This window comes from Streptomyces sp. NBC_01689 (genome assembly GCF_036250675.1).
Lineage (GTDB): Bacteria > Actinomycetota > Actinomycetes > Streptomycetales > Streptomycetaceae > Streptomyces.
Genome location: NZ_CP109592.1, coordinates 1699779 through 1726468, shown reverse-complemented (window position 1 = coordinate 1726468; position 26690 = coordinate 1699779). Strand labels below are relative to the sequence as shown.

The window sequence follows — 26690 nt, the reverse complement described above, 5'->3', positions numbered from 1 at the left end:
TGTCGTGCCCGGCTCGCCGCGGACCGGGGCCTCACGCCTCGGGCGCATCCCCGAAGTCCGGGATCTCCAGCCTGACCCCGCCCTGCCGCGCGGACTCGTGCGCGACGATGCCCGGCAGGGTGTAGCGGGCGGCCACCCAGGCGTTCACCGACGGCAGGGTGCGGGTGTTGACCGCGGTCACGAAGTCGTCCGCGAGGAAGTGGTGGCTGCCCTCGTGGCCGTTGGGGAGCCGGTCGAAGACCCGGGGCAGCCGGGCCCGGTCGTGGACGGGCGCCGACCCGGAGGTGAACGCCGCCCGCAGGGCCGGAGCGATGTGCTGGAGCGACGGATCGTCGTGCGCCAGCGTCGGCTTGGGCTCCAGCAGCTCGGTGATGTCCCGCACGCCCTTCTTGTCCTGCCAGAAGCTCACCGTGGCGAGCTGCTCCATGCTCGCGTCGGTACCGAAGAACCGGAAACGCGACTCCCGGATGTGCGAGGGATAGCCGACCCGCCGGAACTCGTTGGTACGGAACGAGCCGCCGCCCGCCACCTCGAACAGCGCGGTCGCGTTCGAGAAGTCGTTGCCGAACCGACTGACCTCCTTGTCGAAGACGCCGTCCCCGCGCTCGTCGCGCACACCGATCGCGGACACGCTCACCGCGTGCGTCCGCCAGGCGCCGAGCACCCCGCCCACCGAGTGCGTCGGGTAGAGGAGCGGGGGATAGCTGGCGGTCGCCTTCCAGTTCTCGCCGCCGCTGTACCGGTACGCGTCGTAGAACCCGAGGTCCATGTCGTGGACGTAGTCGCCCTCCGCGTAGAACAGCCGGCCGAAGGCACCCTCGGCGATCTGGTTGCGGGCGTGCACGGTGGCCGGGTTGTACTGACTGGTCTCGCCCATCATGTACGTCAGCCCGGTGTCCCGTACGGCGGCGATGATCGCCGCGATCTCCTCCGTGGTGACCGCCATCGGCACCGCCGAGTACACGTGCTTGCCGGCGTTCAGGCCCTGCAGCACCAGCGGGCCGTGGGTCCAGCGCTGGGTGAAGACCGCGACCGCGTCCACGGCCTTCGACTCCAGCATCGCCTCGTACGAGGGGAAGGTGCCGGACAGCCCTTCGGCGGCGGCCAGCCGCTCGGCGCGCTCGGGCAGGAGGTCGGTGACGTGGACCTCATGGACGCCGGGGTGGGCGAGGAACAGCCGGGCGAACTGCCCGGAGAACTGCCCGGCGCCGACGATGCCGAGGGAGAACGTCATGGATGCGTGTCCTTCACTGGTCGGAGACCGGGCGGTCCGGCGGTGGGTGACGGTCGTCGGGGGCGCACGTTGCCGCGCTTCACCCGGCCGCTTACTTTCGTCGTGGAAGAATCTTTTCGTCAAGGGTGCCGCGCGCCCTGCCCGGAGCGAGACTGAAGGGCCCGGAGTGCGATGAATACTTCCGGGGCAAAAGGAAATCCTGAGGGAGTCCGACACGTATGACCCCACCCACCGCCGCCAGTTGGCTGCCGCTGAGCCCGGGGGAACGGGCCGTGGCGATCGAGGTGCTCGCGCACGGACCGCTGTCGCGCAGCGAGCTCGCGCGCCGGCTCCACCTCTCGGCGGGCAGCCTCACCCGGCTGACCAAGCCGCTGACCGAGTCGGGCCTGCTGATCGAGGCCGCCGGTGCGGGGGAGGGGCCCGTCGTGCGCCAGGGGCGTCCGTCGCAGCCCCTCGACATCGACACCGGGTCCCGCGCGTTCATCGGGATCAAGATCACCGAGGACCGGGTCTACGGCGTCGTCACCACGCTGCGCAGCGAGGTGGTGGCCCGTCACGACCGCCCGCTCACCACCCACGATCCCGCCGAAGTCGCCGACCTCGTGCGGGAGATGACCGAGGAGTTCGGGCGCGCCTTCCCGGAGCCGGCCGGTATCGGCATCGGTGTCGGAGGCCGGGTCGAGAAGCGGGCGGTCGTCGTCGAGTCCGCCTTCCTCGGCTGGAGCGACGTCCCGCTGGCCGGACTCGTCGAGGAGCGCACCGGGCTGCCCGTGGTCGTGGAGAACGACGTCGCCGCGCTCGTCGAGGCGGAGACCTGGTTCGGCGCGGGCCGTGGGCTCGACCGCTTCGCGGTCCTCACCATCGGTGCCGGGATCGGCTACGGCCTCGTCCTGGGCGGCCGGCGGGTGCCCTCGCCCGAGGACGGCCGCGATGTCGGCCGCCGGTGGATGGTGAGTCCGCAGGGCCCCCTCGGTCCCGACGGGGAGCGCGGCAGCGCCGTCTCGTTCCTCACCGTCCCCAGCATCCGCTACCAGGTCCGGGCGGCCACCGGGCGGGACGCGACGTACGAGGAGATCCTCGCCCGTGCCGCCGCGGGCGATCCCGTCTGCGCCCGTGTCGTCGACGAGGCGGCCCGCGCGCTGGGCGTTTTGGTCGCGCAGATCGCCAACTTCGCCATGCCCCGGAAGATCCTGCTCGCCGGGGAGGGGGTCGGCCTCGTCGACGTGGCGGGCCGGGTCGTCGAGGAGACCGTCCTCACCCACCGGCATCCACTGGCCGACCCCGTCGATCTGGAGACGAAGGTCTCCGACTTCCACGACTGGGCGCGCGGAGCGGCCGTGTTGGCGATCCAGGTGCTCGTCCTGGGGCCGGCCGACGAATGAGTGATCAGGTTCACGGTCCGTAATGTCGCCACGTGTACCTTTACTCACATCGCCTTCACTACGGGGCCCGTATGCTTCACACCATGTCCACCACTCCTGAAAGCGACTCCGTGCGCTCCGCCACCGATGTCAACGAGGAGATCCGGGCCCTTTGGTTCCGTGCCGGTGGGACGCTGAGCGGGGACGAGCGCCGGGAGTACCAGCGGCTCGTCCTGGAGTGGGCCGAGGCCGCTCCCACGTCGCCGACCCAGGCGGCCTGACCCCGCTCGGCCGCCCCGCGCGCCGGTGACGGACGGGGACCCGGGTCCTCTCCCGGCTCCCCCGAGTCCTCCGGCTGCTCCGTTGTGGTCCTGCCTCAGCCCCAGCTCTGCGAGTACTGCCGCCGGTAGCGATTGCGGTCCTGTTCCGTCCGGATGTACCGCGTGGCGACCAGCGCGATGACGCTTCCGGCGATCACCAGCAGGCCCGGGCCGATGTTCTGAGGGTCGGTCAGCCGGTCGAGGAGCGACACGGGGTTCCCGGACCCCACGGCCTGCACCGACCCCGGTGCCACGGCGGTTCCCTGGGAGGCCGCGGGGGCGGGGGAGTTCTGGGCGGGGGCCGCTGCCGCCCCCCGGCCCTGGGCGCCCGGTCCGGTCAGTTTCACGGCGAGCGCCGTCATCGCCCTGGTGAGGGGCTGGAAGAACGTCGTACCACCCGTTGAGCAGTCGCCGTTCCCCCCGGACGTCACGCCGAGCGCGATCCCCTCGGAGAACAACGGCCCGCCGCTGTCGCCCGGTTCGGCGCACACGTCGGTCTCGATCAGACCGGTCACGGTGCCCTCGGGGTAGTTGACCGTCGCGTCGAGCCCCTTCACCCGTCCGTCGTGGAGCCCGCTCGTGCTGCCGCTGCGGAAGACCCGTTGCCCGACGGTCGCGTCGGCCGCCCCGAGGATCTCGACGCCCTTGCCGCCACCGATCGAGACGACGTTGTTGCCGGTGTCGTTCTCGCCGTTGTTGTACTGGATGAGCGAGAAGTCGTTGCCGGGGAACGCCGTGGTGATCGTCTGCCCGAGCTGCTTGGTGCCCTGGTTGTCGGAGAACCAGACCGAACCGGCCGGCCCGCAGTGTCCGGCGGTCAGGATGAACTCGTTCCTCCCGTTCGTCACGTTGAACCCCGCCGAGCAGCGCCCGCCGGTCGAGAACATCGGCTGCGCCGCGTTCAACCGCGTGGTGAACGTGCCCTGGGTTCGCTCCATACGGACCGAACTCCCCATGCTCTGGGCCAGCTTCGTCATCCGCGACCAGTCGGAGGCGGAGACGCTGCTGTCGGCCTGCACCACCACTTCGTTGTTCACGTAGTCCATCGCCCAGGCGGTGCCGGCCACCCGCGGCGCCGACTTGAGCGCCTGCGTCACGGACTTCAGGTCCCGCATGCTGTGCCGCACGACCTTCGGGCGGGCTCCTGCTCTCTTCACCTCGGCGGCCGCCGTCGAGTCGGTCACCGCGACGACGGGACGGCCGTCGCCGGCGATCCAGCTGCCCGCCGAACGTGAGGTGCCGAGACGTGACACCAGTCCGGCGCCCTTGGCCGCGGCGAGCTGTGCGGCGCTCTCCGGCGCACGCGACGCGGCGGACGGCTCGCTCGCCATGGCGTGCGTCACCATCAGCCCGCCGCAGAGGAGCCCGCCGACGGCGGCGAAGCGCGCCCCCCGTCGGACGATCCGTCGTCGTGCGTGCCTCATGCATGGGCTCCCGAAGCCGTACGGCACGGTGTCACCACCGCCGGGGCCCCGGTCGTGGGCCCTCCTTCCATACGTGCGTCCGTGCCGCCGCGTTCACCGCCGGACCGGTCTCCGGTTCACATCGTGCGCGCCGCCCCGTCCACCACGGCGACCACGCAGCTCACCGGCCCCCGCCCCACCGCGTGATGCCGTCCGTACAGCGGGAGTTCGGCGGCCGGGACCGGCCCCGGGAAGGGCTCCCGCCGCCTGGCATGATGACCGCATGCGCGTGCTGATGCCGGTCCCCGACCGCGATGCCGACGTCACGGAAGTGGCCGTGCCCTGGCGGATCCTCACCGAGGCGGGACACGAGGTCGTGTTCGCCACCGAGCGGGCGGGCACCCGTCCGGCGGCCGACCCGCTGCTGCTCACGGGCGTGCTGTTCGGGCGGCTGGGCGCCGAGGAGGTACCCCGGCGCCACTACCGACAGCTCACCGGCGCACCGGAGTTCACCGCGACCGTGTCCTGGGAGGACGTGGCCGTCGGCGACTTCGACGGTCTGCTCCTGCCGGGGGGACACGCGCCCGGCATGCGGCAGTACCTCGGATCCGACGCGCTCCAGCGACAGGTCGCCCGCTTCTGGGCGCTGGGACGGCCCGTCGGCGCGATCTGCCACGGAGTCCTGGTGCTCGCCCGCTCGCTCGACCCGGCCACGGGCAGCAGCGTCCTGGCCGGGCGGCGCACGACCTGCCTGCCCAAGTACATGGAACGCAGCGCCTACTTCACCACCGCCTGGCGCCGCGGCCGCTACTACCGCACCTATCCGGCCTACGTGGAGGACGAGGTCAGGGCGGCGCTCGCCGACCCGGCCGCGCAGTTCTCCCGCGGCCCCCGGACCCTCACCCGCCGTGGCACCGCGGCCGACGACACCCACGCATTCGTCGTCCAGGACGGCGCCTACCTGTCGGCCCGCTGGCCGGGCGACGCCTACCTCTTCGGCCGCCGCTACCTCGCACTGCTGGAGGGCGGCGCCGAAGACCGACCCGGGAGCCCTGCGGGCACCGGGGCACCGGGCTAGGAGCCCGTGCGGGCCGCCACCGCCTCGGGGGTCAGATACGTGTCGGTGTGTTCGAAGTCCCGCAGCGTTCCCTTGCGTTCGGCGAGGAAGCCCGTGCGGACGAAGTCGTCGCCGGCGACCGCGTTGAGGAGCCAGTTGGCACTCGTACGGAACCGGGCGGCGCCCGTGCGCAGCGCGTACAGGTGATACCCGCGGGCCACCACCTGCGCGGGCACTCCCCGCAGATCGATGCCGAGAGGCTTCGACACCGCGTCGTGCCCGCCCAGATCGACCACCAGGCCGAGGTCCTTGTGCACGTACGGCGTGGTCGGCCGCCCCTCGAGCAACGCCGTCAGGTTCTTCGCCGTGTGGCGGCCCTGACGGGCGGCGTGCTGCGCGGTGGGCACACAGTACGAGCCGTCACCCTTGGCGAGGTCGGGCACGGCGGCCGCGTCGCCCAGCGCGAACACCCCGTCCATGCCGGGCACCGTGCAGTCCGGGGCGGCCAGGATGCGGCCGCGTACCGTCTCCGCGCCCAGCGAGTCGACCAGCGGGCTCGCCGCGACACCGGCGGTCCACACCAGCGTCCTCGACGGCAGCACCCGGCCGTCCGTCAGGGTCACCTTGTCCTCGGTGACCGAGGCCACGGACGTCTTCAACGAGATCTGCACCCCGCGCTCGGTGAGCATGCGCAGCGCGCTCGCCCCGAGCTTGTCGCCCAGCTCCGGCAGCAACTTGGGGGCGACGTCGAGCAGATGCCACTGGATGAGGCCCGGATCGAGGCGCGGGTGGTAGCGCTTCGACGCGGCGGTGGTCAGGCGCTGCAGGCAGGCCGCGGTCTCGGTGCCCGCGTAACCGCCGCCGACCACCACGAACTGCAGCCGCGCCGCGCGCTCGGCCTCGTCCGACGTGGCCGCCGCCAGGTCGAGTTGGGCGATCACATGGTCGCGCAGATAGACGGCCTGGGCGAGCGTCTTCATGCCGCGCGCCTCGTCGAGCAGGCCGGGAATGTCGAAGGTGCGGGTCACGCTGCCCGGGGTGAGGACGAGGTAGTCGTAGGGCAGGTCGGTGAGTTCGCCGGTGATCTTGCGGACGACACACACCTTGGAGGCGGGATCGACGCCGGCCACCGTCCCGGGCAGCAGCTCCGTGCGGCGCAGGATGCGGCGCAGCGAGGGTGCCACGGACTGCGGGGTGACGACCCCCGCGGCGACCTGTGGCAGCAGCGGCAGGTAGAGCTGGTAGTCGGTGGGGCTGACCAGGGTGATCCGGGCGGCGCCCGGTCCGAGCGCGCGCTCCAGGCCCCGAGCGCACTCGACTCCGGCGAAGCCTCCGCCGACGATCACGATGTTCGGTGCGTCCATCCGTGATGCCTCTCTCCGTGTGCCGACACCGTGGTCCGCCGCCCGCGAGCCAAGGCTCACACGGGTCGTCCCGGTCTGCCACCGCAGGACGGTGGTGCGGACGAGGGCCACGATTTTCTCTACCGATCAGTAATTCCGCCTTCCCCTTTCGTCCATCCTTAGGCACGATCATCGGTCGCGCGGTGTCGGCCGAGGCGCCTGCACCGCTCCGACCGGATGAGCTGTGAAAAGGGGACGAGTATGACTGGACGTGGTGTGGGCCGCCGGATCGGCGCGCTCTCTGCGGTCGTCGCGCTGGGTGTCGGAGGGACGGTCACGGCCGCCGGGGCCGCCGCCGCGGCTCCGGCCCGGACGGCGGTGGCCGCGACGCAGGCGGCCGACGTCGACTACGCCACCTGGCAGCAGGACGTCAGGACCGCGCTCGACCAGGCGGTGCCCTACGTCCGCCAGCGCACCGCCGACGCGGCCGGGCAGAAGCTGGCCGTCGTCTTCGACATCGACAACACCTCGCTGGAGACGGACTTCCACCCCTGGTACCAGCTGCCCACGCCGGCCATCGCGCCGTCGCTCGACCTCGCCCGCTACGCGCGCTCCCGCGGTGTCGACGTCTTCTTCATCAGCGCGCGGCCGGGCATCATCGGCGCCGAGACCAAGTGGAACCTGACGTCCGTCGGCTATCCCGTCTCCGGCCTGTACACGCGTGATCTGCCCGACCTGTTCGACGAGGTCAGCGCCTACAAGACCGCCAAGCGGGCACAGATCGAGTCCCTCGGCTACACGATCATCGCCAATGTCGGCAACAACGACTCCGACCTCGTCGGGGGCCACGCCGAGCGCACCTTCAAGCTGCCCGACTACGATGGACAGCTGTCCTGAGTTCGGATTGCCTAGACTCCCGTCATGGACGAGACAAGGCTCGACACGCTCGCTTCGGGCAAGTTCCTTCTGATCACGAGCTACCGGAAGAACGGCACGGGCGTCCCGACGCCGGTGTGGGTGGTGAGGGACGGTGACGCGCTCTGCGCCTGGACCGTCGCGGACTCCTGGAAGGTGAAGCGGATCCGCAACCGGTCGGACGTGCTCGTGGGCCCCTGCGACGTGCGCGGCAATCCGACGGGCGAGCAGGTTCCCGCCACGGCGGAGATCGTCGACCCGACCACGACGGCGCGCTACCGCGGGATGATCGCACGCAAGTACGGCATCCTCGGCCGCCTCACCCTCTTCGGCAGCCGGCTGCGCCGCGGCCCGGAAGGGACGGTCGGACTGCGGATCACCCCGGCCCCGTGAGGGACGGACGGGGGCCCGGCCGGTGCCGGGCCCCCGTCCGTACCGGCCGTCCCGCAGGGGGCGCCCGGAGCGGGGAGGCGTGATCCCGACCCGACGGCGACGTCCGCGGTGACCCGTCGCCCCGATGAACCGCCGCGCGGTCCTGCTCCACCCGGGTGGGGTACGGCGTTCGCCGGACGTGACCGGAGGCGGTGGCGACGGCACGCGGTGCCGTGACGCCGGGTCTGGCCTTACGCGCGTCCGGCCCGCGAGCGGTTCGGGCGGACCGGTCGCGCACGGCGGCCCGTCCGGTCTCCCGGGGTACGGAGTGTCAGCTCCGGCTCCGGTAGGGCCCGTCGACGAGCTGGAACACCGGCTGTCCGCGCACCGGGTCCTGGGCGGTGGTGAGTTGGACCCGGTCGCCGCTGTGCACATCGGTGGCGAGGCCCGTGACCCTGCCACGGACGGTGAAGCCCTCGGCCATCTCGACGAGGGAGACGTTCCGTGCCGCCGGGGTGTTGCGGTGGACGACGGTCGCGTGACGGACGACACCGGTTCCCGTGCTCGCCTCCGTCCGCAGGTCGCTGCCGGCGCAGACCGGGCACAGCAGGCGCTGGTACATCGCGCTGCCGCACCAGCGGCAGCGTTGGAAGAGCAGCGCGTCCGCATCCGAAGTGCCGTTCTCCGACGGGTCGTTGGCGAACACGGCGGCACCCGGCGCGAGGTGTCCGGGGTCGGCGTCGAGCACGTCCGCCGAAGCCCCGGGGCCCGGATGAAGGGCGAGTCCTGGATGGTGCATGATGTCATCTCCCTGCGCTCGGCCGGAGTGGGGGTGCGTGGATCGCCACGCACGAGCCACAGGGTATGGCACTCAGTGCCACTCGTAAAGGCACTCGGTACCCTCGGGTCGGAGCGAGGATCTCCACCGTCCGCGTGACACGCCGCTCGCCGGGGTCCGGCGGGGCGGGTCCGGTCGACCCTGTCCGGCGGGCCGTGCCCGCTCGGCCGTGCCCGTTCAACCGTGCCGCTTCGTTCGCGCCGGTTCGTTCGCGTCCGCCGGGGTCGCGTCCGCCCTCGTCCCGTCCCGCTCAGTCCCGTCCGAGCGTGGCCTCGATCTCCCGTACGACCCGCCACATGGGCGCCCCGCGCCGGGAGATGACGACGACCACGTCCTCCTGGTCCTCGGCCGGAGCGCCGGCGGGAGGAGTGCCGAAGACGGCCTGGACGTGGCCGAGGGCGTGGTCGACCGCGCTGTCCGCGTCGCCCTGCCCGGCCGAACGCAGCCAGGAACGCAGCGCGTTGTTGTGCGCGGCGACCACGGCGGCGGCGATCACGTCCGCCCGCAGGGCGCCGTCGGGGCGGCCGTCGAAGCGCCCGCGCAGATACTCCGCGAGGGCCCGCTCGTAGCGCCAGACCACCGACAGCTCGTACGCCCGCAGACCGGGCACCTTCTTGGTGAGGCGGTAGCGCTGCACGGAGAAGGTCGGGTTCTCCGCGTACATGCGCAGCACGAGCCGGGCGGCGTCGCAGACCCGTCGTACCGGTTCGTCCTCGTCGGTGCCGGCCGCCAGGAAGGCGGTCATGTCGGCCAGGCAGCGCTCGTGGTCCGGGAAGACCACGTCCTCCTTCGACGGGAAGTAGCGGAAGAAGGACCGCCGGCCGACCCCGGCGAGCGTCACGATGTCGTCGACCGTGGTCTGCTCGTAGCCGCGCTCCGGGAACAGCTGGAAAGCCGCCGCGACCAGCGCGTCCCGCATGGGGGGCTTCACCGTCGTCGTGTCGGCGGTGTCGCTGCGCCGGGGTCCCTCGTTCATGGACGGGAACCTAGCATCGCGCGGAGGCGGGGGCACTCGGTGCGCAGGCGCGGGGGTACCGAGTGCCGCCGACCGGGCGAGGGGCGGCGCGGACCGGGGGAGAGGCGGCGCCGGCAGGTCTCCCGAGTGCTTCCTCGGTCGTCAGGGGGCGGGCGTGGTCCTCGGCCGGAGAGCGTCGGCGGGTCCGTCGCGCCGCGTGGGTAGCGAGCAGGTGAGAACCGGGGCCCGTCGTGCCGTCGTGCCGTCGTGCCGGAGAGAGTCCTGCCTCCGCCGGGCACGGCCCGGTTGGCTCAGGCCTCGACCGCCAGCTGCTGCTCACGGGCGTCGGTGGTGGCCTCCTTGTCGCCGCCGCCCGTCGCGGCACGGACGGCCGGGATGGTGGCCGCGATCACCGCCGCGACGACCGCGACCCCGCCGCCGATGATCAGGCTGGTGCGGAAACCGTCCTCGGAGGCGAAGGTGAATCCGCCCAGCGTGGTGGTCATCTGGGCCAGGACGACCCCGATCACGGCCGCGCCGACCGAGGTGCCGAGGGAGCGCATGAGCGTGTTGAAGCCGTTGGCGGCGGCGGTCTCGGAGAGCGGCACCGAGCTCATGATCAGGGCGGGCATCGCTCCGTACGCGAGGCCGACGCCGCTGTTGACCACGATGCCGACCAGCATCAGGCCCCAGGCGGTCCCCATCAGCGCCAGGGCCAGACCGTAGCCGGCGGCGATGACCAGGACACCGGAGATGAGGGTGAACTTCGGTCCCCGGGCGTCGGTGAGCTTGCCGCCGAGCGGGGAGACGAACATCATCATGATGCCGCCGGGTGCCATCCAGAGGCCGGCGGCGAGCATCGACTGCCCCAGTCCGTATCCGGTGGCCTCGGGGAACTGCAGCAGCTGGGGCAGGACCAGCATGCTCGCGTACATCGCGCAGCCGACGAAGACCGAGGCGAGGTTGGTGAGCAGCACCCGCGGCCGGGCGGTGGTGCGCAGGTCGACCAGGGGGTCGCGGGTCCGCAGCTCCCACGCTCCCCAGCCGAGCAGCACCACGACGGCCGCGGCGAACAGCCCGACGGTGGTGGCCGAGCCCCAGCCCCAGTCGGCACCCTTGGAGACCGCGAGCAGCAGGCAGACGAGTCCGGCGCCGAGACCCAGCGCGCCGGGCAGGTCGAAGCGCTGACCCTCGGCGCGGGCGGGGATGTCGGGGATCAGGAACCAGACGAGCGTCGCCACGACCGCGGCCATGACGGCGGCACCCCAGAAGAGCACCCGCCAGTTCGCGTACTGGGCGACCGCGGCGGCGATGGGCAGCCCGAGGCCGCCGCCGATACCCATGGACGCGCTGACCAGCGCGATGGAGGAGCTCAGCTTCTCCGTGGGGACCACGTCGCGCAGCAGGGCGATGCCGAGCGGGACCATGCCCATGCCCATGCCCTGCAGACCCCGTCCGACGATCATGGGGACGACCGAGGACGACAGCGCGCACACCACCGAGCCCACGATCAGCGGTACCGAACAGGCGAGGAGCATCCTGCGCTTGCCCAGGAGGTCGCCCAGCCGCCCGGAGACCGGCACGAAGACGGCGGCCACCAGGAGGGTGGCGGTGATCACCCAGGCCGCGTTCGACGAGGTGGTGTCCAAGAGCTGCGGCAACTCCGCGATCAGCGGCGTCACCAGGGTCTGCATGATCGCTGCCGTGATGCCTGCGAAGGCCAGGGTGGCGACCACGCCGCCTGAGCGGCTCGATGCCTGGGTGGCATCCATAGGGGGCTCCTCGTACGTGTCTGTGGGGCCTGGGTGCGGAGAAATGATATGCATCATACATGAGGTGTGTATGACACATATTAGATGTAGGTTGCACGTCTCTGGGGAGGACCGGGTTCGCCGCTTGCCCGCCGCGCTCCAGCGCCGACACCGAACGGCTGGACGGCCGTCCGTGGCCCCGTCCCTGAAGCCCGTCACCACCCGTCGGACGAGACTGCGTCCGATGAAGATGATGAGATGACAAAAAAGTCTCACGCTCGGATGAATGGCTTGTTCCGCGTATAGGTGGATATGACATCGGCACACGACGGCCGGTGAACACAGCGGGGGGCGGGCAACTGTGTGGACGACGCGGTGGTGCGTGCCCTGGGCACGGTGGCGAACTGGTTCCTGCTGGCCGTCGCCGCCCTGATCGCCCTCGGGGTCGTACGGAACGCGTCAGCGCTTCTGTACCGGGTACGCGCCCGTGGCCGGATCCTGCCGCTCATCCTGCTGCCCGAAGACCCGGCCGAGGAACCCGCCTCCGCGGCGCCGGGCGCGCACCTGACCGCCCATCTCGCCGCCCACCTCACCGAGCACCAGAAGGACAGCATCCTCGCTCCCGGCAGTCCGTCCGCCGCCACGGCGGTGAGCAGGCCGCAGACCTCCACGCCCGCGCAGGGCTGGGTCGAGTCCCTGATCCGCATGGCCCTGGCCAGTCCGCCCGGCTACGCCGTCCATCTCCACGAACTGGAACCCGACGGTGCCGTCCGCCGTGTGTCGGTCCGCATTCTGCGGGTGCCGAAGAACCGCATCGTCGCCGCCCGCGTCGTCGCCGAGGTCGACGAGGAGAGCCTCGTCGAGAAGATCGCCGTCTACTGCATCGTGCAGGTCCGCAACCAGCCGGAGATGCTGCGCCGGATCCCGCGCTGGGAGCGCTGGGGCGAGGACGAACGGGCCTTCACCCACTACCGCAAGGGCGTTCACGAGCAGCGTCTGCACACGCAGGCCCGTGCCGACGACGCGAGCGCCGGCGTCGACTACGGCACGGCGCTGCGGTCCGACAGCCAGGCCGTCAAGTTCGCGCCGGGGAACCTGCTCCTCCGGCACGGTGAGGCGGCGCTCATCGAGCTGATGCACGCCCACCACCCGGACAGCTACCAACGGGCGATCGCCACCTACCAGCGCTGTACCGAGCTGTGGCCGGAACACATAGAGACCGCCTACCGCATGGCCATCGCGTATTCCCGCGCCGCCCGGCCCCTCCTGCACGACCGTGACCTCCCGCCCGAACGGAGGGCACAGCTGGAGGGGATGGCACACCTGGCCCGGGAACACCTCGCCGACATCTGCGCGCGCCTGCGGCTGCGTTCGCTGCTGCGCCGCTGGCTGCGCAACAGCATTCCCGGCGGCCGGTCCAACAGCGGGGAGCGCCGCTACTGGGGCTCGTGGCTCATGCCCCTGCCGCTGCCCGCGCGGCGTTCCCAGCGCCGTACGTTCCTGGGGGCGATCCGGATCGCCCCGGCGGCGCACGACCTCACCCAGCTCCATCTCAACGGCCACCCCGGCCGTACGAGCGTGGCGGCCGACCGGCAGCAGCGCGCGGTGGCCCGCGCGTTCGACCATGTCGCCAGGGAGGTGCTCGTCCGCACCCGGGTCCCGGCGCGCGGCACCGGAATCCGCCGCCTGCTCTTCGACGACCACACCACGAGGGGTTCCGCCCACGACCCCGACACCCACAGCACCATCACCCATCCGCGGGCGACCTCGCAGCACTGGGGGCCGGTACGCAAGGGGTCGACCGGCTGGATGACCCACTACAACGCGGCCTGTTTCCTGGCCCTCGCGATGACCCTGCCGGACGAGTGCCTGCCGACGGGATACGCGCGCGCCCAGTGGCAGCAGGACTGCAACCGGTCCGCCCTCAACCGGCTCGACCGGAGCCTGCGGACGCCCGACAGCACCCTGACAGGAGACTGGATCGCCCACGACCCCGACCTCGACCAGCTCTGGTCCACCGAGACCGGCGCGGCCTGGGCCGAGTTCATGAACATCGACATCCCCGCCCCGCCGCCGCCGCCCCGGCCGTCCGCCGCACCGTCACCCGTCGGCCGGCCCCGCGTCCCCGGCCGCTGACCGCCGCCATCGGGTCCCCGGGAGACAGCCCACGACCGCCGTGGGGGCACCGGTCCGTACCGGCGCCCCCACCGCGGTGTCGCTCAGTCCGCCTTCGACCGGCGCGACCGGCTGAACCGCCGCATGAGCGGGGCCTCGACCGTGGAGTAGAGCACCCACGACAGCAGGACCGTGACGGCCGCGGTACCGAGGATCATCGCGAAGCCGGCCGTGTCCGAGTACATCCGCTCGGTGCCGAGCGCCTTGCGGAGGGTGGACAGCGCCGTGTAATGCAGCAGATAGAAGGCGAAGGAGATCTCCCCCAGCCAGACCATCGTGCGATTGCGGAACAGGGTGAAGCGGCCCTCGATGTCCGCAGTGGCGGTGGCCGCGATCAGCAGCACGATCGGCAGGATCATCGTGGCGCGCTGGCCGTAGAGGTACGGGACGTGGAAGGTCAGCCAGTATCCGGCCGCCAGCAGCAGGGCCGACCGGACCATGCCGATGTCGCGCCAACGGCCGTGCCGCACCGCGAGCGCCACCAGGATGCCCAGGGCGAAGTCGACCATCCGGACCGGGGGCAGGACGTAGGCGAACCAGTACTGCGACACCGACAGGACCTGGCCGCTGGGGACCCGCGGGGTCTTCGGGAACAGCGCGTACGCCAGCGCGGGGGTGGCCACGACCGCGGCGATCGCCCCGGCGATCCAGTACTTCAGACGGCTGGGGTCGATACGCCGGAACACGTGCAGCAGCAGCGGGAAGCACAGGTAGAAGACCGCCTCGACCGCCAGCGACCAACTCGGCGAATCGACACTGAAGTTGGTGAAGTAGCTGGGGACCCACACCTGGAGCATGAAGAGGTTCGCCACGGAGACGCGGGTGGAGGTGTACGAACCGGCGAACAGCAGCAGCGCGAGGGCCCAGGCGACCACGTAGATCGGGTAGATCTTGACGAACCGGCGCCGCCAGAACGCCGTCGTGGTGTCGCTGTCCCGCGCCGACCAGGTCAGGACGAATCCGCTGAGGACGAAGAAGAACGCCACGCCGAGTCCGCCGCACTGCCCGAACCAGTCGGCCATCCGGAACTCGGTGCGGTCGTCGGCCAGCAGCCGCAGCGGAGGTATCGGGAGGAAGGCGTGGTGGGCGAAGACCGCGAGCGCGGCGGGGAACCGCAGGCCGGTGAGGGACGGCAGCCGCGCGGGGCGGGGACGTCTCGGCTCCGCGGCTGCGCCGCTCTCACCGGCCGGCGCGGAGCCGGTCAGAACTTGATCAGTGGCCATGGGATCTCCGTTGTCGGGCCGTTCTCGGGGAGTCCGGCGATGTCCGGTCCGCCAAGGGGGAGGAGACCGGACCCGTACGGCGCGCGGTGGCGGGGGCTCGACCGGTCGGGTCGCGCACGTCGTGGCGCGGCGGCCGGTGCCGTGCGTCACCTCGCCCCGACCGCCTTGCTCCGGCGGGGAGTACACCGCTTTTTGTACCGGCGCGGGCTAGTGGGTCACTCAAGAACGGGAGGCGGGCCGAGCGGGCCGCGATGGCGGCGCGCTCGACCCGCGGCTCCCCGTCCGGCCCGCGCCACCGTCCCATGAACCGGTGCGCGGCCGGTCCCCGCGGCCCGGGCGTTCCGTGGCCCGGTGCCGGAGGTCAGTAGCGGACGTCGCTCTGGACGAGGGGCGGATACACGGTGGACGGTTGGCCGTCGACGGTGGTGCCCGCGAACTGCAGCATCGACCGCAGGGCGCCGTGCAGCGGCGCCGGGTAGTCCAGGTCCGGTGCCGACACCTCGTCGAGCCGCCGGAGCTGTTCAGGGGTGAGCGTCACCTCCAGACCCGCGAGGTTGTTCTCCAGATGGCCGAGGCGCCGGGCGCCCAGAATCGGTACGACGGTGCCCTCGCGGGCCCGCAGCCAGGCCAGGGACACCGCCGCCGAGGTGGTGCCGAGCTCGTCGGCGACCGCGGCCACGGCGTCGATGACGAGGTACTCGTCCTCGCCGGGTCCGCCGACGAAGGCCGTCCGCGCGGAGTCCGTGACCTGGGCGTCCCGCCGGTACTTGCCCGACAGGAAGCCGTTCCTGAGCGGGCTCCACGGCACCAGCGCCATGCCCTGGTCGCGCGCGAGCGGCGCGAGTTCGCCCTCGACGGTGCGGGCCAGCAGCGAGTACTCCACCTGGAGCGCGATCAGCGGTGTCCAGCCCTTCAGCAGCGCCGTCGTCTGGGCCTGGGCGGTGACCCAGGCGGGTGTGTTGGAGAAACCGACGTAGCGGATCTTGCCGGCCGTGACCAGGTCGTCGAGGGCGCGCAGAGTCTCCTCGATCGGCGTGTGCCGGTCCCAGTTGTGCAGCCAGTACAGGTCGAGATGGTCGGTGCGCAGACGGCGAAGGCTCTCGTCGAGCTGCGCGATGATCGACCTGCGGCCCGCCCCGCCGCCGTTGGGGTCGCCGGGGAAGAGGTTGGTGAAGAACTTCGACGCCAGTACGACGCGGTCGCGCTGCCCCGGGCGCGCGGCGAAGAAATCGCCGAGGATGCTCTCGGAGTGGCCGTTGGTGTAGAAGTTCGCCGTGTCGATGAAGTTCCCGCCCCGGTCGAGGTAGGCCGCCAGGATCTTCTCGGACTCCTCGACGCTGCATCCGGCACCCCCCGGGTCCTCTCCGAAGGTCATCGCGCCGAGGGCGAACGGGCTGACCCGCAGCCCCGACCGGCCGAGGGTGACGTAGTGGTCGAGCGGCATGACGGTACTCCTGGAGGTGTCGCGACGGATTCGGAACTGCTCACCTCCATCGAAACGCGAGGAGAGGGGGCCGGAGTAGGCCGATCCGCGCGGGTGCTTGCACGATCCTCCCCGCTCCGCCCGGACCGGGCACGCCCGGTGGTGTCCGGGGGCCCGCGTCCGGTGCGCGCGTCGTCACCGCCGGCCCCGCGGCCGGCGGGTTCGCGCCGTCAGCTGCCGCTGAGGATGGTGCGCGGCAGTGCCGCGCCGCGGTGGTCGTTGCAGTCGGCCGGTACGGAGTCGTCGGGGACCGGCCACGCCTGGTGGGACTGGAGGGCGACGCTCACCAGGGTCAGGAGCAGATGGATGTCGGCGTCGACCTCGAGCCGTACGGTCACCCATCGCGAACCGGGGACCATCCGGACCGCGCCGGTGCCCTTGAGGTGGTCCTCGTAGCGGCGGATGGCCCGGGCCGTCAGATGCAGGTCGACCTCGTGATCGGAGTGGAAGTGCAGGATCTCGGCGCGGTCCGAGCGCAGTGCCCGTCCCGTGCCGCAGCCGGGCCGGGCCTCCGAGAGGTCCGGCCAGGCCGCCAGTTGCGTCATGGCACGCAAGGCCAACGTCATGCCCCCATCATGACCAGCTCACCGTCCGGCCACCAGGACTTGGGGACGCCGTAACCGAGCGGTGGTCGACGCATATATGTACATATCGGTGCGTAACGACAGGGAGATTCCGACCCGGATGCGGCGCGCCGGGGATCGGCCGGCGGAACGGCCGCGCCACGAGCGCGGACGCACGCGGAGCGCCGGGGGGAGGGGTGAGGGAGGAGGGGAGAGGGGGAGCGGCACGCCGTCCGGCGGCGGTGCGAGGCCCGGCGGCGCGTCATGCCGTCCGGCGGCGGGTCACGCCATCCAGAAGAACACCGCGGTCATCCGCTTGTCCTCCAGGGTGGTGCCCGCGTACCCGGTGGCGCTGTGCATCAGATGGGCGTTGTACAGCAGCAGCCGGTTGCAGCGATGCGGGACGCGGACGTCCTCGACGAACGAGTCCGGCGGTACGAAGCGCGTGCCGAGCGCCTCGACGAGGTTGTTGTGCGGCGCCGTCACCACGTTGCCGCCGAGGCGGCCGCCGGGCAGGTTCTGCCGGTAGAAGCTCGTGCCGCAGTCCTTGGGCACGGCCGGGTTGAGATACAGCACCGCGGCGTACCGGCACAGCGCCCGGGAGTCCGTGTGCGGGCGCGGCTCGCCCTCGTCCGCGCCGACCACCTGGATGCAGTTGTGGTTGAGGGTGGCCCCCGAGGCCGTGGCCTCCTGCCACAGCGTCCGCGCTCCGGTGGCCTTCTTCACCAGCCGCTCCACGCGGGCGAGTTCGTCCGGTTCGAGGCCCGGCATCGTACGCAGCCCCGGCCAGCTCTCCGAGGTGTACGGGTACCCCTTCACCCAGTCGTCGCGGGCGAGACACCGGGCCCGGACGGCCTCCACGTCGGGCAGGACGTCGTCGAGAACCCAGTAGTCCCGGTCGCGGGTCGGCTTCCGGTAGGGGAGGACGGGAAGAGCGGGAGTCCGTGGGGGGTGTGGGGACATGCGGCCGACCATAGTGGCGGCGCCGGTCACCACTGGCCAAGGAGTTGGTCAACAGTCTGTCAACTTCCCTTGGTGGCAAGGGGGTAGGGCGGCCCCGCGACGGGGCACGGTCACACCGGTGGCTCCGTCAGGGACTGCTCGGCCCAGATGATCTTGCCGTCCGGGGTGTAGCGGGTGCCCCACCGCTGCGTGAACTGGGAGATCAGGAACAGCCCTCGGCCGCCCTCGTCGGTCGTCTTCGGGTGGCGCAGATGCGGAGCGGTGGCACCCGCGTCGGAGACCTCGCAGATCAGCGCGTGTTCGCAGATCAGCCGCAGCCGGACCGGACCCGGGGCGTGCCGGATGGCGTTGGTGACGAGTTCGCTCACCACCAGCTCGGTGGTGAAGGCCAGGGCGTCGAGACCCCAGACCCTCAGCTGCTCGGTGGCGGCCTTGCGGGCCCGGGCGACGATCGCGGGATCGTCGGACAGGTCCCAGCTGGCGACCTGGTCGGCACCGAGCCGGCGGGTGCGCGCCATCAGCAGCGCCACGTCGTCGTACGGGCGCGTCGGTACGAGATCGTCGACGATGGTCCGGCACAGCGCGTTCAGCGACCCGTGGTACCCCTCCAGCGCGCGTCGCAGTCGCTCCTGACCCGCCTCCGGGTCCCGGCCCGTCCGGGGTGTGGCGATCAGTCCGTCCGTGTGGAGACCGAGCAGGCTGCCCTCCGCCAGGGTGAACTCGGCGGATTCGAAGGGCAGTCCGCCCACGCCCAGGGCGGGACCGCGGGGCAGGTCGGCGAACGAGACCGTGCCGTCGGGAGCGACGAGGGCGGGGGCCGGATGACCCGCGCCCGCCATGGTGCACCGCCCGCTCACCGGGTCGTACACGGCGTAGAGGCAGCTGGCGCCCACGGCCTGCATGCCGCTGGTGAGGGTGTCCGCCCCGCTGCCCTCCTCCCGGGCGGCCCGGCTGACCAGGTCGTCCAGATGCGCGAGCACCTCCTCGGGCGGCAGATCCAGATCCGCGAGCGTCTGCACGGCGGCCCGCAGCCGTCCCATGGCGGCGGCACCGTCGATGCCGTGACCGGTCACCTCGCCCACGACCAGCGCCACCCGGGCCCCGGACAGCGGGATCACGTCGAACCAGTCGCCGGCCAGGCCCGTCAGCTCGTCCGCGGGCCGGTAGCAGGCGGACACCTCCACGGCGTTCTGGTCGGGAAAGCGGTGCGGAAGAAGATTGCGCTGCAGGACGAGTGCCGCGTCGCGTTCCCGGGTGTAGCGGCGGGCGTTGTCGACGCACAGGGCGGCCCGGCCCACGAACTCCTCCGCCAGGCTCAGATCCTCCTCGTCGAAGGGGTCCTGGCGACGGCGCCGGAAGAACGTGGTGATGCCCAGGGTGACGCCCCGTGCCCGGATGGGCACGATCATGACGCTGCTCAGCCCGAGGTCGAAGAAGTGGGGTACCCCCCGCCCCTCGTCCGCCGTGGCCCACCCCTCGGCGGACGGATCCAGCCACTGTTCGCGCCAGGACCGTCCCTCGGCCAGGCAGCGGACCGGCGGAGAGCCCGCCTGGTACGTCGCCACCGCGCCGACCGCCACGGTGGTCTCGGGTACCCCGGCCCGGGTCGACTGCTGACCGGCGCGCCGCAGCGGCACCGCGTCCGTGTCGCCCTGCGGGCCGGAGGCCGGCTCGGCCCCCTGGAGCACGGAGTCCAGCAGGTCCACGGTGGCGAAGTCGGCCAGACCCGGCACGGCCACGTCGGCCAGTTCCTGCGCGGTCCGCAGGACGTCGAGGCTGCGGCCGATGTGCTCCCCGGCCCGGTCCAGCAGCGCCAGGCGGCGCCGGGCACGGTAACGCTCGGTGACGTCGACGACCGTGTAGTACACACCGATGGGATCGCCGTGGTCGTCGTCGAGCCGGACGAACGACAGGGAGTGCGCGGTCTCGCGATGCGGCGCGGACCGTACCCGGCCCACATGCTCGAACCCGACCACCGGTTCACCGCTCCGCAGCACCTGGCGCATCCTCGCCTCCAGGGCCTCGGCGTCCAGCCCCGGCTGCACATCGGCGAGTCTCCGCCCGAGCCTCCGCTGCGGCGGGCCGCCCCCGAACTGCTCCAGCGCGGTGTTCGACCACACGAACCTCAGGTCCGTGTCGACGATCGCGATGCCCACCGGCGAGCCCGCGTTCATCCGCTCCAGCACGCTCCTGCTCATGTTCCATCCGAGGCCGTCGGCGATGTCGGAGAGGAGTACGACCCAGTGCGTCGGCGTGCCGTCGTCCCGCACGGGGATCGCCCGGACCATCATCCGGACCGCGTGGCCGTCCCGGTGCAGTACCGACAGCAGCCCGGACCAGCCGCCGGCGCCGTGACACCGCTCGGCCCGCTCCGGGACGCGCGCCGCGTCGTCCGGGGACAGCAGCTCCACGACGCGGTGCCCCACCACGTCGGCGGCCCGGTACCCCAGCAGGCGCTCGGCGTCCGCGGTCCAGCCGATCACCGTCAAATGGGCGTCGAGCAGAAGTGGCGCGGCATCCGCCACGTCGAAGTGCCGCCGGGACGGCACCTCTGGTTCCTCGCTCACGGTCACGGTGACCCTCTCCGCTCCCCGAAGGTGGTCCTACCCCGTATGTGCCCATTCTTCACGTTGTCCGACCCGCCCTCGGGCCGCGGTCCCGGCACCGGGTGCCCGGCGACGGCCGCCCGGGGCCCCGGCGCAGGCGCCTCGCGCTGAACTCCCGGGCCGGCCGTCGCGTATCACTCCACGGGGACGGCGTGAGCGCGCGCACGGAAGGAGAGCAGTGTGTCGACACCGCCCGAACCGGGGCAGCCACCGAGGCGGCGGGCGATCGAGCCCACCCATGTACAGCGGCGCCGCCGGACGGAAGCACTGGCGCAGCTCCTGAGGGAGGTGCGGGAGGAGCAGTACGGGGCCGATCGGGACGGCGACTACGAGATGGTCGCGGTGCCCGCCGTCCCGGCGAGGGCCGCCCCGCCGGCGGCCGAGGGGGAGACGGCGGAGGAGGAGACGGCCGAGCTGCCGCCGTTACCGGGGGGCGAGGACTACACCCGCGACGATGCCCGCGACGCCCCGGCCACGGGCGGTTCATCCCGGCCCGCGGCCGTCGCACCAGGGCCGGCGGGCGCCGCGCCCGCGGGCAGCGCGCCGCCCTCCGCGCGCAGCGCATCCGACGCCGCGCGCGGGACCGTGCGAGACCCCGTCGACATGTCCGGGAACGAGGGCGGGGCCCCGTGGGGACACCGGCCCGGACCGGGAGGACGCCCCGAGCCCGGACGGCAGGCGACGCCGGGGGGACGACCTGAGCCGGGACGGCAGGCCCCGCCCGGAGGACGACCAGGGCCCGAACCGCGACCTGAGCCCGGACGGCAGCCCGCGCCCGGAAGGCGACCGGGGCCCGGACGACGGTCGGTCCCCGGGTGGCGACAGCCCGCGCCCGGACGGGAACACCGACCCCGCCGGGGCCACGCGGACCACGCCCGCGCCGTCGACGGTGCCGGCCGGCGCCGGGCCGCCGTCGCCCTGGGGGTGACCGCGGCGGCCCTGGCGGGCTTCGCCCTCGCGCTGCTGCTGCCCCGCGACCAGGAGGCCCCCGCCCGGGCGGGGGCGCCCCGTACCACCCCCTCCGCGCCGGCCGCCGCCCCGGCGCCGCCCGGTGGCGCCGACCCGGACGGCGCGGGCACCCTCCGCGAGGGGGACAGCGGTCCCGACGTGGTGGCGCTGCAGCGGCGGCTGCTCCGTGTACCGGACGTGTACACGGGCGGCTCCGCCGACGGCAGTTACGACGCCACGCTCACCGCCGCCGTCGCCCGCTTCCAGCTCTGGTACGGCATCCGCGGCGACGAGACCGGCGTCTACGGCGACGACACCCGTGCGGCCCTGGAGTCCCGTACGGCTCCCGCGCCGTAGACGGCGTCAGGCGGGGAGGGCGGCGAGCCAGTCGATCAGGATGCGGCTGACGTCCTCGCGGCGCTCCTGCTGGATCCAGTGACCGCAGCCCTCCAGGATGTGGGAGGAGACCAGACCGGGCAGGGTCGTGGGGAACGCCGCGATCGCGTCGGCCAGCCAGGTCGTGGACGCGTCGAGGGCGCCGCCGATGAACAGGGAGGGCTGGGTGACGGGAGCCCCGTCGTGGGCGGCCAGGTCCTCCCAGTCACGGTCCATGTTCCGGTACCGGTTGAGCGCTCCGCGCGTCCCGGTCCGCTCGAACTCCTCCGCGTAGACGTCGAGGGTGGACTCGTCGAGCCAGTGCGGGAGAGGTCCGGCGGGGAACCGCTCCCGCAGCGTTCCGCCGGGGCTCACGAAGTGCGGGTCCGGCGCGCCGGGGCCGGGCATGGTGTCGCCGGACAGTGCCGCGTAGAAGCCGGCGAGCCAGCCGCGCACGTCGGGCTCGATCTCGGCCTCCGCCCGGCCGGGCTGCTGGAAGTAGGAGACGTAGAACTCCTCGGGGCCGCCCATCCCCGCGAAGACGTCGCTGGGACGCGGGCCGCCGCGCGGGGTGTACGGCACGCTGAGCAGTCCGACCGCGCGGAACACGTCGGGGCGGACCAGCGCGGAGGTGGCGGCGACGGTGGAACCCCAGTCGTGCCCGACGACGGTGGCGGTCCGCTCACCGAGCGCGTGCACGACGGCGACGCAGTCCTCCACGAGGTCCAGCATCCGGTACTCGGCCACGCCGTCGGGCCTGGACGAGCGGCCGTAGCCGCGGACGTCGAGGGCGACCGCGCGGTGGCCGGCCGCGGCGAGCGCCGTCAGCTGGTGGCGCCAGGAGTACCAGGACTCCGGGAACCCGTGCACCAGCAGGACCAGCGGGCCCGTCCCCTGTTCCACCAGATGGATCCGGCCGGCCGGTGAGGACACCAGACGGTGGGTGCGGTCTGCTGCGGACGACTTCGGCATGGATCCTCCCAGGACACTCCGCCTACGGTGGGGGCGACGAACGGGTTCCCCGAAGGCCCGGTCTCCCCGTGCCGGCACCACGGCTGATCATGGCGTCGGCCTACGAGCGATCATGCGGGGGCCCGCCGGGCGTGGCCCAGCGCTGTTGCCGAACCGGCAAAACCGGGGACGTCGCCCGGTCACCGCTCACCCCGGGCGCCGGGTGTTCTCCAGGTCCAGCAGCCGCTGCTTGCGTTCGAGGCCCGCCGCGTACCCGGCGAGCGCGCCACCGGCGCCGATCACCCGGTGGCAGGGGCGCACCACGAGTACGGGGTTGGCGCCGATCGCGGTGCCCACCGCGCGCACGGCCGCGCGTGACGCCCCGATCCGGGAGGCGATCTCGCCGTAGCTGACCGTCGTGCCGTACGGGACGCCCTCGACGGCCTTCCACACCCGCCGCTGGAAGTCGGTGCCCGCCGCCCCCTCGGCGTACTCGACCGAGAAGTCGGTGAGCGCGCCGTCGAAGTAGGAGGTCAGCTGCGCGACGATGTCCGTGAACGCGCCGTCGTCGCGCGTCCAGCCGTCCCGCACGACCGCGCCGGACTTCTGGCCGGGCATGGAGAGCGACACGAGCGCTGTGCCGCCCCTGGCGGTGGCCGACTCCTCGCCCACGAGAAGCAGCTCGCCCAAGGGGCTGTCGATGGTCGTCCAGACCGTCATCGGAGGTGTCCTTTCACCGGTGGTCCCAGCGGTGCGAGCACCGCTTCACCTGCCATGTTGCCGTGTTCCCCGCACGGCGTCCGGCGGGAATCGGACACCGAGTGCGGCCCCCGCCCCCTCGGCCCTCAGCCCTCGGCCCGATGTTCGCCGGGCCGACACGCGCCCTGCGGCCCGCGCTCATCCGCCCTCTGCCACGTCCGGAAGAGACTGACCCGGGAACAGGCGACCTCCGGGACGAAGGGACGGTCAGATGCATCTCCCGTACCAGCGCGGCCGGTTGCACGGTCTCGCGGACGATCCGGCCGCCTACGACAGCGTTCTCGTCTCCGTCACCGAGGAGGCCCTGGGCCGCCTCACCCCGGACGGCAGCCTCGAACACCCCGCGGCCGTCCTCGACGTCGGCGACACCTCGCTCGGTGTCACCTCACTGCCGGCGCTCGCCTGGCACCGCACGGGGGACGCGCGTCTGCCGGAGGCCGTCCGCCGCGGCCTCGCCTTCCATCTGCGGGAACGCGTCTTCACGTGCGACAACCCCGGGTCCGCCCACCTGAGAATCCGTGACTCCGGCCTGCCGTACGCCCGTTACGCGCTGGAGGAGGGCGCCCGTCCTGTCGGCGACTGGCCGAGCACGGTGTGGGCGCTGCTCCGGGCGGCCGACCTCCTGGATCTGGCCGAAGGACTCGTCGAGCCACTCCGCGCGCCGAACTGCGGGACCTGGCCCACGGACACTGGCGATGGCTGACCGAGGCGACCTTCTTCAACCCGCAGGAGGCCGGCGGCCAGGCCATCGGCTGCGTCGTCGGCGGGCTCATGCTCGCCCGCCATCTCCCGGCCGCGCAGGGGGAGTCGGTGCGGTCGCGGGCGCTGCGTCTGTACAGCGACGGGATACGGGCCCGGAGCGTCCGGGACCGGGGAGCCCTCCTGCCTCCCGAGCACGGCGGAGCCTACGACAACGACTACGGACCGATCTCCCTGTCCTTCCTCGCGCAGGCCCACCGGGTCAGCGGCGAGCCGGTGTTCGCGCAGGACGGCGACGTGCTCGCCCGCTATCTCGACGCGCGGCTGACGGCGGGCGGCTTCGACGTCGGCGGTCCGCGCTGCAGCGAACAGCACTGCGGCTTCGAGGCGGTTCTGGGCCTGCGCCGCTTCGGCGCCCGGATCGGCTCCGACCTCGGCCGCTACCGGGGCGACTCCCGCTGGGGACGGCACGCGACCGGACTGGACGGCGCCCTCGACGGCCACTTCGCCGTCATGCTGGTCCGGCAGATCCAGGACACGGTCCGGTGGCACCGCACGCCGGGGACGACGCCGGTACGTCACCGACTGCGCGCGGGCACCGTCTCGGTGGCGTTCGACGACCGGATGACGCCGTCCCCGGTCGAGGCGGCGGGCACCCGGCTGCTGCCCGCCGTCGTGAACCGGCAGCACGGCTTCGGCCCGGTCGTCGACGGCTTCCTGCTGAGCCGCCCGCTGGGCGAGGTCCGCGTGCGCGACGTGGAGAGCGAGGGGCCGACGGCGAAACTCGTCAGCAAGCCGGTCGTCACCCCCGACCACGTCCTGCGCCACGTCAGGTCGCTGTACGTCACGGACGGCACCGCCCTGTGGACGACGGTCGCCGTCGAACGGCTGGACGGGAACCCGTACTTTCTCGCCGGTATGCCGTACGCCGCCGCCGACGGCGACCGGGTCCGCCGGGTCGCCGAGGCCGAGGTGGCGTCCGCCGGCACCCTCCGGCTGACACATCCGGGGACTGGGGCCGCGGACCGCTTCGACGCCCGCTCGCGCACCACCCAGGAGGAGGCCGCCTTCGCCCTCGCCGCCGACCCCCGGGGCTACGGCAACCCCGACGAGGGCTGGCGCCACCTGGTCGCCACCTCGGCGTACGAGGCGGGTCCGGCGCCGGGAGCCCCCCAGGAGCCGCACGTCCTCGCCGTCCGGCACGGCACCCCGGGTCCCTTCGCCCCGGTGCCGGAGCGCGCGCCCGAGGGGCTGACCGTCCGCGCCGAGGTGTTCACCGCGCTGATCGGGAACCCGGCGGGCGATGCGCGGGGGGAACCCGAGGCATGGATCCGGAGGCGGTGACCGCGGGTCCCACGACCAGGTCGGCACGGGCCCGCGTCGCGGCGACCAGGTCGGCGTTGCGCCGGTCCGTGCCGAGCACCCAGGCCACCGCCGTCTCGTGGTCCTTGCCGAACTCCTCGTGGCGGGCCACGAGCCGGCTCACGCGTTCACTCTCGTCGAGCTCGCAGAACCAGACCTCGTCCAGCTGCGCCCGCACGCGCTCCCACACCGCGTCGCGCAGGAGGAGGTAGTTGCCCTCGGTGATGATCAGGCGGGCGGTGCGGGGGACCGGGACGGCGCCCGCGATCGGCTGCTCCAGGGTCCGTTCGAAGCCCGGCGCGTAGACGATGCCGTCGCCCTCGTCCTCGCCCTCGTCCTGCTCGCGCAGCCGGCGCAGCAGCGCCGCGTACCCCGCCGCGTCGAAGGTGTCGGGAGCGCCCTTGCGGTCCCGGCGGCCCAGGCGCTCCAGCTCGACGTCCGCGAGGTGGAAGCCGTCCATCGGCACCTGGGCGACCCAGTGGCCGCCGTCGCCGTTCAGCTCCCCGACCAGACGCTCGGCCAGCGTGGTCTTGCCCGCTCCGGGGCTTCCGGCGACGCCGAGGATCGCGCGCCGGTCCGGACGGACCAGGGAGGCGGCCCGCTCCAGGAGGTCGTCGAAGGTCATGAGCGGCGCCCCGGGCGCACGACCGCCGTGCCGGCGTTCAGATCGACGGTCGTACGGTACGCGGGCGCCCCGTCCTCCTCGTCGTCCCGCATCACCAGGGACGACCGCCGTTCCTCGAGCTCGTGCTGCTTGCCCGGCGAGAGGCTCGCGTGCAGCAGCTCGAAGCCGGTGGCGGATATCTGTCCCTGGCGCGCTCCGTTGCGCCACGGCAGGAGGCCGGCCCGTCCGGCGCGCAGCAGCGCCTGGTCGGCGAAGGCCGTGAGGGTCAGGACGACGACGAGTCCCGGCAAGGTCATGAAGACGGCGAATCCCATGCGCCCAGTATCGGGCGCGGACGGGGAGAGCGGCGGGACGGGAGATCAGCGCAACGAAATCAGCGCAAGGAAGTAAGCGCAAGGAAGTAGGCGCA

22 protein-coding genes and 1 pseudogene are annotated in these 26690 nt (G+C 72.7%); 8 read left to right on the top strand and 15 right to left on the bottom strand.

Features of this window, described 5'->3' with window-relative positions; all coding sequences use genetic code 11:
• Positions 1-31: 31 nt before the first annotated feature.
• On the bottom strand, positions 32-1234 hold the full coding sequence (locus OG776_RS07385; RefSeq protein ID WP_329319658.1) for a Gfo/Idh/MocA family protein: 1203 nt from the start codon (positions 1232-1234) through the stop codon (positions 32-34).
• 218 nt (positions 1235-1452) lie between these two features.
• Between OG776_RS07385 and OG776_RS07380 the strand changes: the two genes are divergently transcribed.
• Both OG776_RS07380 and OG776_RS07375 read left to right on the top strand, forming a co-directional pair.
• Complete coding sequence (locus OG776_RS07380) at positions 1453-2616, top strand: ROK family transcriptional regulator (protein WP_329319656.1); 1164 nt, start codon at positions 1453-1455, stop codon at positions 2614-2616.
• Positions 2617-2687: 71 nt separating this feature from the next.
• Positions 2688-2876 carry a hypothetical protein gene (locus OG776_RS07375; protein WP_148011337.1) on the top strand — a complete coding sequence of 63 codons (189 nt, stop codon included), beginning with the start codon at positions 2688-2690 and terminating at the stop codon, positions 2874-2876.
• A gap of 95 nt (positions 2877-2971) precedes the next feature.
• On the opposite strand, the gene OG776_RS07370 is transcribed toward OG776_RS07375, so the two are convergent.
• Positions 2972-4339, bottom strand: coding sequence for a S1 family peptidase (locus OG776_RS07370; protein ID WP_329319653.1), 1368 nt, complete (start codon positions 4337-4339; stop codon positions 2972-2974).
• Between the two features lie 262 nt (positions 4340-4601).
• Between OG776_RS07370 and OG776_RS07365 the strand changes: the two genes are divergently transcribed.
• Positions 4602-5396: a type 1 glutamine amidotransferase domain-containing protein gene (locus OG776_RS07365; RefSeq protein ID WP_148011339.1), complete on the top strand. Its 795-nt coding sequence runs from the start codon at positions 4602-4604 to the stop codon at positions 5394-5396.
• On the opposite strand, the gene OG776_RS07360 is transcribed toward OG776_RS07365, so the two are convergent.
• On the bottom strand, positions 5393-6739 hold the full coding sequence (locus OG776_RS07360) for an NAD(P)/FAD-dependent oxidoreductase (protein ID WP_148011340.1): 1347 nt from the start codon (positions 6737-6739) through the stop codon (positions 5393-5395). The genes OG776_RS07365 and OG776_RS07360 overlap by 4 nt on opposite strands.
• 240 nt (positions 6740-6979) lie before the next feature.
• Between OG776_RS07360 and OG776_RS07355 the strand changes: the two genes are divergently transcribed.
• On the top strand, positions 6980-7615 hold the full coding sequence (locus OG776_RS07355) for an HAD family acid phosphatase (RefSeq protein WP_329319649.1): 636 nt from the start codon (positions 6980-6982) through the stop codon (positions 7613-7615).
• 24 nt (positions 7616-7639) lie between these two features.
• Positions 7640-8026: a PPOX class F420-dependent oxidoreductase gene (locus tag OG776_RS07350; RefSeq protein ID WP_329319647.1), complete on the top strand. Its 387-nt coding sequence runs from the start codon at positions 7640-7642 to the stop codon at positions 8024-8026.
• 310 nt (positions 8027-8336) lie between these two features.
• Here OG776_RS07350 and OG776_RS07345 read toward each other — a convergent pair whose 3' ends face one another.
• From OG776_RS07345 to OG776_RS07335, 3 genes are all read right to left on the bottom strand, one after another.
• Entirely contained in the window at positions 8337-8804 is a 468-nt protein-coding gene (locus tag OG776_RS07345) for a Zn-ribbon domain-containing OB-fold protein (RefSeq protein WP_329319645.1), read from the bottom strand.
• Positions 8805-9093: 289 nt separating this feature from the next.
• Positions 9094-9762 (bottom strand): TetR family transcriptional regulator, encoded by a 669-nt coding sequence (locus OG776_RS07340; RefSeq protein ID WP_187285765.1) that lies wholly within the window; start codon positions 9760-9762, stop codon positions 9094-9096.
• A 347-nt stretch (positions 9763-10109) separates the two neighbouring features.
• Positions 10110-11570, bottom strand: coding sequence for an MFS transporter (locus OG776_RS07335; protein WP_148014724.1), 1461 nt, complete (start codon positions 11568-11570; stop codon positions 10110-10112).
• Between the two features lie 342 nt (positions 11571-11912).
• On the opposite strand from OG776_RS07335, the gene OG776_RS07330 reads away from it, so the two are divergent.
• Complete coding sequence (locus tag OG776_RS07330; RefSeq protein ID WP_329319643.1) at positions 11913-13685, top strand: tetratricopeptide repeat protein; 1773 nt, start codon at positions 11913-11915, stop codon at positions 13683-13685.
• Positions 13686-13768: 83 nt separating this feature from the next.
• Here OG776_RS07330 and OG776_RS07325 read toward each other — a convergent pair whose 3' ends face one another.
• From OG776_RS07325 to OG776_RS07305, 5 genes are all read right to left on the bottom strand, one after another.
• On the bottom strand, positions 13769-14947 hold the full coding sequence (locus tag OG776_RS07325) for an acyltransferase family protein (protein ID WP_329319641.1): 1179 nt from the start codon (positions 14945-14947) through the stop codon (positions 13769-13771).
• Between the two features lie 361 nt (positions 14948-15308).
• Positions 15309-16391 (bottom strand): aldo/keto reductase, encoded by a 1083-nt coding sequence (locus OG776_RS07320; protein ID WP_148014727.1) that lies wholly within the window; start codon positions 16389-16391, stop codon positions 15309-15311.
• 209 nt (positions 16392-16600) lie between these two features.
• Positions 16601-16996, bottom strand: a complete 396-nt coding sequence (locus tag OG776_RS07315) for a luciferase domain-containing protein (protein ID WP_148014728.1) — start codon at positions 16994-16996, stop codon at positions 16601-16603.
• 279 nt (positions 16997-17275) lie between these two features.
• The gene (locus tag OG776_RS07310) at positions 17276-17956 is read right to left on the bottom strand and encodes a DUF6445 family protein (RefSeq protein WP_148014729.1); all 681 of its coding nucleotides are present in this window, start codon (positions 17954-17956) and stop codon (positions 17276-17278) included.
• Between the two features lie 110 nt (positions 17957-18066).
• Positions 18067-20529, bottom strand: coding sequence for a SpoIIE family protein phosphatase (locus OG776_RS07305; protein WP_329319637.1), 2463 nt, complete (start codon positions 20527-20529; stop codon positions 18067-18069).
• A 957-nt stretch (positions 20530-21486) separates the two neighbouring features.
• Here OG776_RS07305 and OG776_RS07300 point away from each other — a divergent pair.
• Entirely contained in the window at positions 21487-21867 is a 381-nt protein-coding gene (locus OG776_RS07300; protein WP_443077224.1) for a peptidoglycan-binding domain-containing protein, read from the top strand.
• Positions 21868-21873: 6 nt separating this feature from the next.
• Here the strand turns inward: OG776_RS07300 and OG776_RS07295 are convergent, their stop codons facing one another.
• Both OG776_RS07295 and OG776_RS07290 read right to left on the bottom strand, forming a co-directional pair.
• Positions 21874-22857 (bottom strand): alpha/beta fold hydrolase, encoded by a 984-nt coding sequence (locus OG776_RS07295; RefSeq protein WP_329319635.1) that lies wholly within the window; start codon positions 22855-22857, stop codon positions 21874-21876.
• 186 nt (positions 22858-23043) lie between these two features.
• Entirely contained in the window at positions 23044-23556 is a 513-nt protein-coding gene (locus tag OG776_RS07290) for a methylated-DNA--[protein]-cysteine S-methyltransferase (protein WP_148008407.1), read from the bottom strand.
• A 250-nt stretch (positions 23557-23806) separates the two neighbouring features.
• Here OG776_RS07290 and OG776_RS07285 point away from each other — a divergent pair.
• A pseudogene (locus OG776_RS07285) lies at positions 23807-25638 on the top strand (hypothetical protein).
• Here OG776_RS07285 and OG776_RS07280 read toward each other — a convergent pair.
• Positions 25568-26281 carry a nucleoside/nucleotide kinase family protein gene (locus OG776_RS07280; protein WP_148008408.1) on the bottom strand — a complete coding sequence of 238 codons (714 nt, stop codon included), beginning with the start codon at positions 26279-26281 and terminating at the stop codon, positions 25568-25570. The pseudogene OG776_RS07285 and the gene OG776_RS07280 sit on opposite strands and share 71 nt — an antisense overlap.
• Entirely contained in the window at positions 26278-26595 is a 318-nt protein-coding gene (locus tag OG776_RS07275) for a DUF6191 domain-containing protein (protein WP_329319632.1), read from the bottom strand. The genes OG776_RS07280 and OG776_RS07275 overlap by 4 nt, the downstream gene beginning before the upstream one ends.
• Positions 26596-26690 lie beyond the last annotated feature (95 nt).

Coding starts and splice junctions, on each gene's coding strand:
- OG776_RS07385 (WP_329319658.1), bottom strand. CDS start 1,234: ATGACGTTCTCCCTCGGCATCGTCGGCGCCGGGCAGTTCTCCGGGCAG.
- OG776_RS07380 (WP_329319656.1), top strand. CDS start 1,453: ATGACCCCACCCACCGCCGCCAGTTGGCTGCCGCTGAGCCCGGGGGAA.
- OG776_RS07375 (WP_148011337.1), top strand. CDS start 2,688: ATGCTTCACACCATGTCCACCACTCCTGAAAGCGACTCCGTGCGCTCC.
- OG776_RS07370 (WP_329319653.1), bottom strand. CDS start 4,339: ATGAGGCACGCACGACGACGGATCGTCCGACGGGGGGCGCGCTTCGCC.
- OG776_RS07365 (WP_148011339.1), top strand. CDS start 4,602: ATGCGCGTGCTGATGCCGGTCCCCGACCGCGATGCCGACGTCACGGAA.
- OG776_RS07360 (WP_148011340.1), bottom strand. CDS start 6,739: ATGGACGCACCGAACATCGTGATCGTCGGCGGAGGCTTCGCCGGAGTC.
- OG776_RS07355 (WP_329319649.1), top strand. CDS start 6,980: ATGACTGGACGTGGTGTGGGCCGCCGGATCGGCGCGCTCTCTGCGGTC.
- OG776_RS07350 (WP_329319647.1), top strand. CDS start 7,640: ATGGACGAGACAAGGCTCGACACGCTCGCTTCGGGCAAGTTCCTTCTG.
- OG776_RS07345 (WP_329319645.1), bottom strand. CDS start 8,804: ATGCACCATCCAGGACTCGCCCTTCATCCGGGCCCCGGGGCTTCGGCG.
- OG776_RS07340 (WP_187285765.1), bottom strand. CDS start 9,762: ATGCGGGACGCGCTGGTCGCGGCGGCTTTCCAGCTGTTCCCGGAGCGC.
- OG776_RS07335 (WP_148014724.1), bottom strand. CDS start 11,570: ATGGATGCCACCCAGGCATCGAGCCGCTCAGGCGGCGTGGTCGCCACC.
- OG776_RS07325 (WP_329319641.1), bottom strand. CDS start 14,947: ATGGCCACTGATCAAGTTCTGACCGGCTCCGCGCCGGCCGGTGAGAGC.
- OG776_RS07320 (WP_148014727.1), bottom strand. CDS start 16,391: ATGCCGCTCGACCACTACGTCACCCTCGGCCGGTCGGGGCTGCGGGTC.
- OG776_RS07315 (WP_148014728.1), bottom strand. CDS start 16,996: ATGACGTTGGCCTTGCGTGCCATGACGCAACTGGCGGCCTGGCCGGAC.
- OG776_RS07310 (WP_148014729.1), bottom strand. CDS start 17,956: ATGTCCCCACACCCCCCACGGACTCCCGCTCTTCCCGTCCTCCCCTAC.
- OG776_RS07295 (WP_329319635.1), bottom strand. CDS start 22,857: ATGCCGAAGTCGTCCGCAGCAGACCGCACCCACCGTCTGGTGTCCTCA.
- OG776_RS07290 (WP_148008407.1), bottom strand. CDS start 23,556: ATGACGGTCTGGACGACCATCGACAGCCCCTTGGGCGAGCTGCTTCTC.
- OG776_RS07280 (WP_148008408.1), bottom strand. CDS start 26,281: ATGACCTTCGACGACCTCCTGGAGCGGGCCGCCTCCCTGGTCCGTCCG.
- OG776_RS07275 (WP_329319632.1), bottom strand. CDS start 26,595: ATGGGATTCGCCGTCTTCATGACCTTGCCGGGACTCGTCGTCGTCCTG.